Origin of the sequence: uncultured Caulobacter sp. (genome assembly GCF_947036865.1) — a bacterium.
Classification (GTDB): Bacteria; Pseudomonadota; Alphaproteobacteria; order Caulobacterales; family Caulobacteraceae; genus Caulobacter.
The window spans coordinates 1-6380 of sequence record NZ_CAMQSF010000086.1 but is presented as its reverse complement, the minus strand read 5'-3'; the positions used below and the strand labels follow the sequence as shown (position 1 = coordinate 6380).

The window sequence follows — 6380 nt, the reverse complement described above, 5'->3', positions numbered from 1 at the left end:
CGCGCCGGCTCCGGCCCCCGCTCGCGCCGCGCCGCCGCCCTCGCCGTTCGGAGAGGGCTATTTCAGCTCGTCGGCCTCGTTCAGCCACGATGTCGCCCACGACGATCTCGACGAAGACGCCTTCGATGCTCCGCCGGCGCCTCCGCGCGCCTCGGCGTTCGACGTCGCCGAATTCCCGGCCGCGGAGCCGGAAGAGCCGGCCTTTGCGCATGATGACTACGCGATCGCCGACGGCTTCGACGAACCGCCGACGCCGCGTCACGAGGTGGAGCCGGAGGTCTCGGATTTCGCCCCCGCCGAGCCGCCCCGGCCGATGTCGACCCGCGACATCATCGAACAGGCGAGAGCCGCCGCGCGCGCCGCCGCGGCCAGCGAGACCAAGGGCGGCAAGGCCAAGCCGGCCAAGAAGGCCAAGGGCGAGCCCAAGGCCGAAAAGGCCAGTTCGTCGCTGTTCAGCGGCTTCGGCGGCTTCGGCGCCAAGAAGGCCAAGCGCGGCCTGGCCGCCACCGCCATGACCGGCGTGGCCGTCGTGTTGACCGCGACGGCCCTGGGCGCGGGCGTCGGCGGCCTCCTGATGGCCAACGCCGACAACGCGAACACGACGCCGGCGCGCGTCGCCGCCGCCATCGCCGGTCGCAAGTCCGATGTCGAGGTCAACGGTCCCGAGGCCGACACCACGCCGGGAACGCCGCGCGCCGCCGTGGCGCTCACCGCGACCGCCGCCACCCCGGCCCAGGCCGATACGCCGGCGCCGGTGGTCACCGATGAAGGCAAGGCGCTGTTCGAACAGGGCGTGCGCAAGATCGAGACGGGCGACCGGTCGGGCTTCGACAGCCTCAAGCGCTCGGCCAACGGCGGCTATCCCGCCGCCCAGTTCTATCTCTCGAAGCTTTACGAGAGCGGCAAGTACGGCGTGAAGCAGGACATGCCCGAGGCGCGGCGTTGGAGCGAGCGCGCGGCCAATGGCGGCGACCCGCGCGCCATGCACAACCTGGCGCTCTACTATTTCAAGGGCGAGGGCGGCCCTCGCAACGTGACCACGGCGGCGAGCTGGTTCCGCAAGGCCGCCGATCTCGGTCTCGTCGACAGCCAGTTCAATCTGGCCCAGCTCTATGAGGGCGGTTTCGGCGTGAGCCAGAACCCGGCCGAGGCATACAAGTGGTACGTGATCGCCGGCCGGGCGGGCGACGCCACCGCGCGCAGCCGCGCCGCGGCCTTGCGCGGCCAGCTGACCGCCGAGGCCCAGCAGACCGCCGATCGTTCCGCCTTGGCGTTCCGGCCGCAGACCCAGGTGCAGACCGCCAGCCTGTCGCCGGCCGCGCCCGCCGCGAACGCCAATCTCGGCCTGGCCCAGCGGGTGCTCTCGCAGCTCGGCTACTACCAGGGACCGCGCGACGGCGTGGCCTCGCCCGCGCTGCGGATGGCGATCGCCGCCTATCAGCGCGACCAGGGCCTGCCGGCCTCCGGCGCCATGGACGCCGAGACCCTGAACCGCCTTTCGGTCTACGCCCGATAAGCGCCTTGCGTTGACGCGCCGCCGCCCAGCCGGCAATCAAGGACCCTCCTGACGCCGGACGGACCGCGCGAGCTTTGCATCTCTATCTTCCCATCGCCGAGGTGTCGGTGAACGCGCTGCTGCTCGTGGTGCTGGGCGGGCTCGTGGGGTTCATCTCGGGCATGTTCGGCATCGGCGGCGGCTTTCTGATGACGCCGGTGCTGGTGTTCATGGGCATTCCGCCGGTCGTGGCCGTCGCCAGCGAGGCCAACCACGTCGCCGCCTCGTCGGTCTCCAGCGTCATCGCCTACAGCAAGAAGCGCGCGGTCGACTTCCGGATGGGCGCGGTCCTGGCCACGGGCGGCGCGATCGGCTCGTTCGCCGGGGTCGAGGTGTTCCGCTGGCTGCGCCTGATCGGCCAGGCGGACTTGGCGGTGTCGGTCTCGTACCTGCTGTTTCTGGGCGTGATCGGCGGCCTGATGCTGACGGAGTCGCTCGGCGCGATCCTGCGTCGGCGTCGGGGAGAGCCGCCCAAGCCGCGTCGCGACCGCCGGCCGCTGCTGCTCTACGCCCTGCCGTTCAAGGTGCGGTTTCCGCGCTCGCGGCTCTATATCAGCGTCATCCCGCCCGTCCTGCTGGGCGTGTTCGTCGGCGTGCTGTCGGCGGTGATGGGTGTGGGCGGCGGCTTCATCCTGGTGCCGGCGATGATCTACCTGCTGCGGATGCCGGCGCCGGTGGTGGTGGGCACCAGCCTGTTCCAGATCGTCATCACCACCTCGCTGACCAGCGTGCTGCAGGCCGGCCGCAACCAGACGGTCGACATCGTCCTGGCCACGCTGCTGCTGGTCGGCGGGGTGGTCGGAGCCCAGCTCGGCGCGCGGATGTCCGGACGCTTCCGCGCCGAGGAACTGCGGGCTCTGCTGGCGCTGCTGGTTCTCCTCGTCGGCCTGCGGATGGGCGCGGACCTGTTCCTGAAGCCGGAGGAAGCCTTCGTCTTGATGACGGGGACGCCGCGATGATCCCCCTGGTCCAGGCCCCGCCCGCGCCGGTGGTGTCGGCCGCCCTGACCGACACCGAGATCCGCGTCAGCTCCGGCTTTCGCGGCGCGCGGATCGTGCTGTACGGCGCGGTGTTCGATCCCAAGGCGCGGCCCAGCGACATCGTCGTGATCGTGCGCGGACCCGACCAGCCGCTGCGGATCGCGCGCAAGACCCAGGTCGCGGGCCTGTGGCTGAACAGCCGTCCGGTGGTGTTTCGCGGCGCCCCGGGCTTCTATCGCGTGGCCTCGACGCGCCCCTTGCGGGACATCGCGGGCTTCGCGCCTCTGCGACATTTGGGCGCGGGGCTTGAGCATCTGGCGATCGCCGCGCCGCTGGAGCAGCGGGTCGAGACGACCTATGGCGTGCGCGACGTGGTCGTCAGCCGCCTGGGCGCCGACTATCTCGACTGGCGGCGGGCCGTGTTGCGGCTCAAGCAGAAGGCCGGCCTCTACGCCGCCGACCCGCGCGGCGTTCGCTTTGTCGACAAAGGGCTTTTCCGCGCGGAACTCGATCTGCCGGCCGAGGCGCCGATCGGCCGCTATACCGCGCGCATCGTGCTCTTCCAGGACGGCGCCCCCGTCTCCATCCGCGACCGGACCTTTGTCGTCGAGAAGGCCGGCGCCGAGAGAGCCTTGTATCTATTCGCGAAAGATCGTCCGTGGACCTACGGGCTGGTGTCGGTAATAGTCGCCCTCGGGGCAGGGTGGGCGGCTTCGGTCGCCTTCCGAAGGAGTTGATCATGAGTGAGTCCGCGGGCGAGCGGACGCCGGTTCCGCCGGCGGTATGGGTCTTTGGACTGTCGACCCTCATTCCCTTTTTCGTCGCGTCGGGGCTGTTCTGCTACGGACCCGACAGCGTTCAGAAGTCTTCCCTGCTGGCGATGCTGGCCTATTCGGCGGCGATGGTGTCGTACTTCGGCGGCGTGCGCACGGGGCTGGAGATCGAGAACCCCGCGCCGCGCTGGCGGGTTCTGGGCGTCTCCCTGCTGTTTCCGCTCGCGGCCCTGGGCTTGCTGGTGGGCGAGCTGAAGTTCGATCCGGCTTGGCAGCTCTCGGGCTTCCTGCTGCTCTTCCTGCTGCAATGGCTGTGGGACGTTACGAACCACGAGGGGCCCAGCTGGCGCCCCCGCATGCGCACATTGCTGACGGCCGGCGCGGCGATCTCCCTGGCCTTCTCGCTGGAGCAGGCGCTGCACATGTGACGTTGCGGCCTAGTCCGGCCGCAGCGACTTCACCCCCACCGCATGGACCCGCCTGGGTCCCAGCGCGCCCGCCAGCACGGGGCCGGCGAACAGGTTCGAGAACGCTTCGTCCAGGATGTTCAGCCCGCCGGTGAACGCGCCGAACGCGGGCAGCACCAGCCGTTGGCCGTCGGTGACGAAGCAGCGGCGGCGGACCGTGGCGCGTCCGCTCGAGACCCTGGCCGCCGGATGCAGGTGGCCGGCCACCTCGCCCAGCTGGACGCCGGGCAGGGGCTCGTGGCGCAAGGTCAGGCCCGACAGGCTGGCCTCGTCGATGACGTCGCCGGGCAGGGCCTTGGGGCCGTCGGCGTCGTGGTTGCCCACCGCCCAGACCAGGTCCCGGCCGAGCGCCAGACCTTCCAGGCGTCGATAGTCGTCGGCCGCCAGCCGCGCCTCGCCGTCGCCGTCATGGAAGCTGTCGCCCAGGAAGATCAGCCGGCGAGGCGAGAGAAGGGCGATCTCGCGATCCAGCCGGTCCAGCGTTTCGCGGGTGTCGTAGGGCGGCAGCATCTGGCCGAACCGCGCCGCGTAGCTGCTGCCCTTCTCGAAGTGCAGATCGGCGACGACCAGGGCGCTCTCGCGCTCCAGCCACAGCGCGCCGGAGCCGCGCAGCATCACCTCGACCTCGGCCAGGGCGATCCGCAGGCCCCCGCAGGCGGAGAGGGAAAAGCGAGTCACGGCATGGCCTCGGCGATCAGGTCTTCCTCGGCCTCGGCCAGGATCAGCTCGCCGGCGGCGTCGCCCGGCGCGCGCTCGCGGCCGATCTCCAGCATGATCGGCACGGCGAACGGCGAGACGCGGTCCAGCGCGACGTGCCGGATGTGGCCGTTCACCCGCGCCAGCATGTCGCCCAGACGGGCGATGTCGAGCATGCCGGTGGCCGCGTCGTGGCGGGCGCAGCGCAGCATCAGATGGTCGGGTTGGTGTTTGCGCAGCACGTCGTAGATCAGGTCGGTGGAGAAGGTCACCTGGCGACCGGACTTCTCGGCGCCGGGGTGGCGGCGTTCGATCAGACCGGCGATCAGGGCGCAATGCTTGAAGGCCCGCTTCATCATGAAGCTCTCGTCGAGCCAGGCCTCCAGATCATCGCCCAGCATGTCCTGGGCGAAGAGCTCGTCGAGATCGAGACCATCCATCGGTCGCAGCGCCCACACATTGAGGGCGTAGTCGTTGCAGACGAAGCCCAGTGGTCCGACGCCCAGACGGTCCAGGCGCCGCGTCAGCAGCATGGCCAGGGTGGTGTGGGCGAGGCGGCCGTCGAACGGGTAGCAGACCAGGTGGAAGCGCTTCCCGCGCGGGAAGGTCTCCAGCAGCATCTCGCCCTCGTCGGGGATGGCCGAACGCAGCTTCTGCCAGGCCAGCCACTCCTGGACGTCGGCGGGCAGGGCCGTCCACTCGCGCTCGTCGTGCATCATCTGGCGCACGCGGCTGGCCAGATAGGTGGAAAGCGGGAATTTCGAGCCGCCCCAGCTGGGCATCTTCGGATCGTCGTTGGGCGCGGGCGAGACGAAGGCGTCGGCGCCGACGAGGCTGTTATAGCGCCAGACCTGCCCCGCGAAGACGAAGGTGTCGCCCGGCGTCAGCTGCTCGAAATAGCCTTCCTCGGCCTCGCCGATCTTGCGCCCTCCCATGGGACGTTTGCCGCCGCCGATGCGGATGTTGATCATGCCGGGCGAGACGATGGCCCCGACGTTCATCCGGTGCTGCTGCCGGGCCTGGGCGTTGCGGGCGGTCCACAGGCCGTCCTCGTTCCGGACGATGCGGCGGAACTTGTCGTAGGTGCGCAGGGCGTAGCCGCCGGTCGAGACGAAGTCGACGACGGTCTCGAAGTCCTCCCACGAGAGCTCGGCATAGGGACCGGCCGAGCGAACCTCGTCATAGAGCGCGGTCATCTCGAACGGCTCGGAGCAGGCGCAGCCCATGACGTGCTGAGCCAGGGTGTCGAGCGTACCGACGCGCGCCGGCTCGCCGTCCAGGTGGTTCTCCAGGATGGCGTCGGCGGCGGCGCGGCATTCCAGCATCTCGAAGCGGCTGGCCGGCACGAACAGGGCGCGGCTGGGCTCGTCCAGCCGGTGGTTGGCGCGGCCGATCCGCTGGACCATCCGCGAGGCCCCCTTGGGCGCGGCCAGCTGGATAACGAGATCGACGTCGCCCCAGTCGATGCCCATGTCGAGGGTCGAGGTGCAGACGACGGCCCGCAGCTCGCCGCGCGCCATGGCCGCCTCGACCTTGCGCCGCTGCTCGGCCGAGAGGCTGCCGTGGTGCAGGGCGATCGGCAGACCCTCATCGTTCAGCTCCCACAGCCGCTGGAACGCGAACTCGGCCTGGAAGCGGGTGTTGACGAAGACCAGCGCGGTCTTGGCCTGCTTGATGATGTCATAGACCTCGGCCATGGCGTGCTCGGCCGTGTGCCCGGCCCACGGCACGCGACCGCTCGACACCAGCACCTCCACCACCGGCCGCGCGCCGCCCGAGCCGAGGACGAGGTCGATGTCGGGGGCGGAGATCCTCCCCCTCTGGGGGAGGTGTCGCGGCGCGACGGAGGGGGCAGCATCGCCATCGCCGAGCTGGCCCCCTCCGGCCCTCTGGGCCACCTCCCCCAGAG

6 protein-coding genes are annotated in these 6380 nt (G+C 70.5%); 4 read left to right on the top strand and 2 right to left on the bottom strand.

Annotation, left to right across the window (positions count from 1 at the left end; translation table 11 throughout):
* From Q0V34_RS20580 to Q0V34_RS20565, 4 genes are all read left to right on the top strand, one after another.
* A partial coding sequence (locus Q0V34_RS20580; RefSeq protein ID WP_297516214.1) for an SEL1-like repeat protein occupies positions 1-1516 on the top strand: 1516 nt, incomplete at its 5' end.
* Between the two features lie 74 nt (positions 1517-1590).
* Positions 1591-2514: a sulfite exporter TauE/SafE family protein gene (locus Q0V34_RS20575; RefSeq protein WP_297516212.1), complete on the top strand. Its 924-nt coding sequence runs from the start codon at positions 1591-1593 to the stop codon at positions 2512-2514.
* A complete protein-coding gene (locus tag Q0V34_RS20570; protein ID WP_297516208.1) occupies positions 2511-3272 on the top strand; it encodes a TIGR02186 family protein in 762 nt (253 codons plus the stop codon). Before Q0V34_RS20575 ends, Q0V34_RS20570 begins: the two co-directional genes overlap by 4 nt.
* 2 nt (positions 3273-3274) lie before the next feature.
* Positions 3275-3736 carry a DUF3429 domain-containing protein gene (locus tag Q0V34_RS20565; RefSeq protein WP_297516205.1) on the top strand — a complete coding sequence of 154 codons (462 nt, stop codon included), beginning with the start codon at positions 3275-3277 and terminating at the stop codon, positions 3734-3736.
* A gap of 9 nt (positions 3737-3745) precedes the next feature.
* On the opposite strand, the gene pdeM is transcribed toward Q0V34_RS20565, so the two are convergent.
* Together pdeM and Q0V34_RS20555 are read right to left on the bottom strand one after the other, a co-directional pair.
* Complete coding sequence (gene pdeM / locus Q0V34_RS20560; protein WP_297516203.1) at positions 3746-4453, bottom strand: ligase-associated DNA damage response endonuclease PdeM; 708 nt, start codon at positions 4451-4453, stop codon at positions 3746-3748.
* Positions 4450-6380 (bottom strand): helicase-related protein (locus tag Q0V34_RS20555; RefSeq protein ID WP_297516199.1); only part of this gene is annotated, 1931 nt, incomplete at its 5' end. The genes Q0V34_RS20555 and pdeM, both read right to left, overlap by 4 nt.

Bases quoted from the DNA above. Each gene is read 5' to 3' on its own strand.
- Q0V34_RS20570 (WP_297516208.1), top strand. From the start codon at position 2,511: ATGATCCCCCTGGTCCAGGCCCCGCCCGCGCCGGTGGTGTCGGCCGCC.
- Q0V34_RS20565 (WP_297516205.1), top strand. From the start codon at position 3,275: ATGAGTGAGTCCGCGGGCGAGCGGACGCCGGTTCCGCCGGCGGTATGG.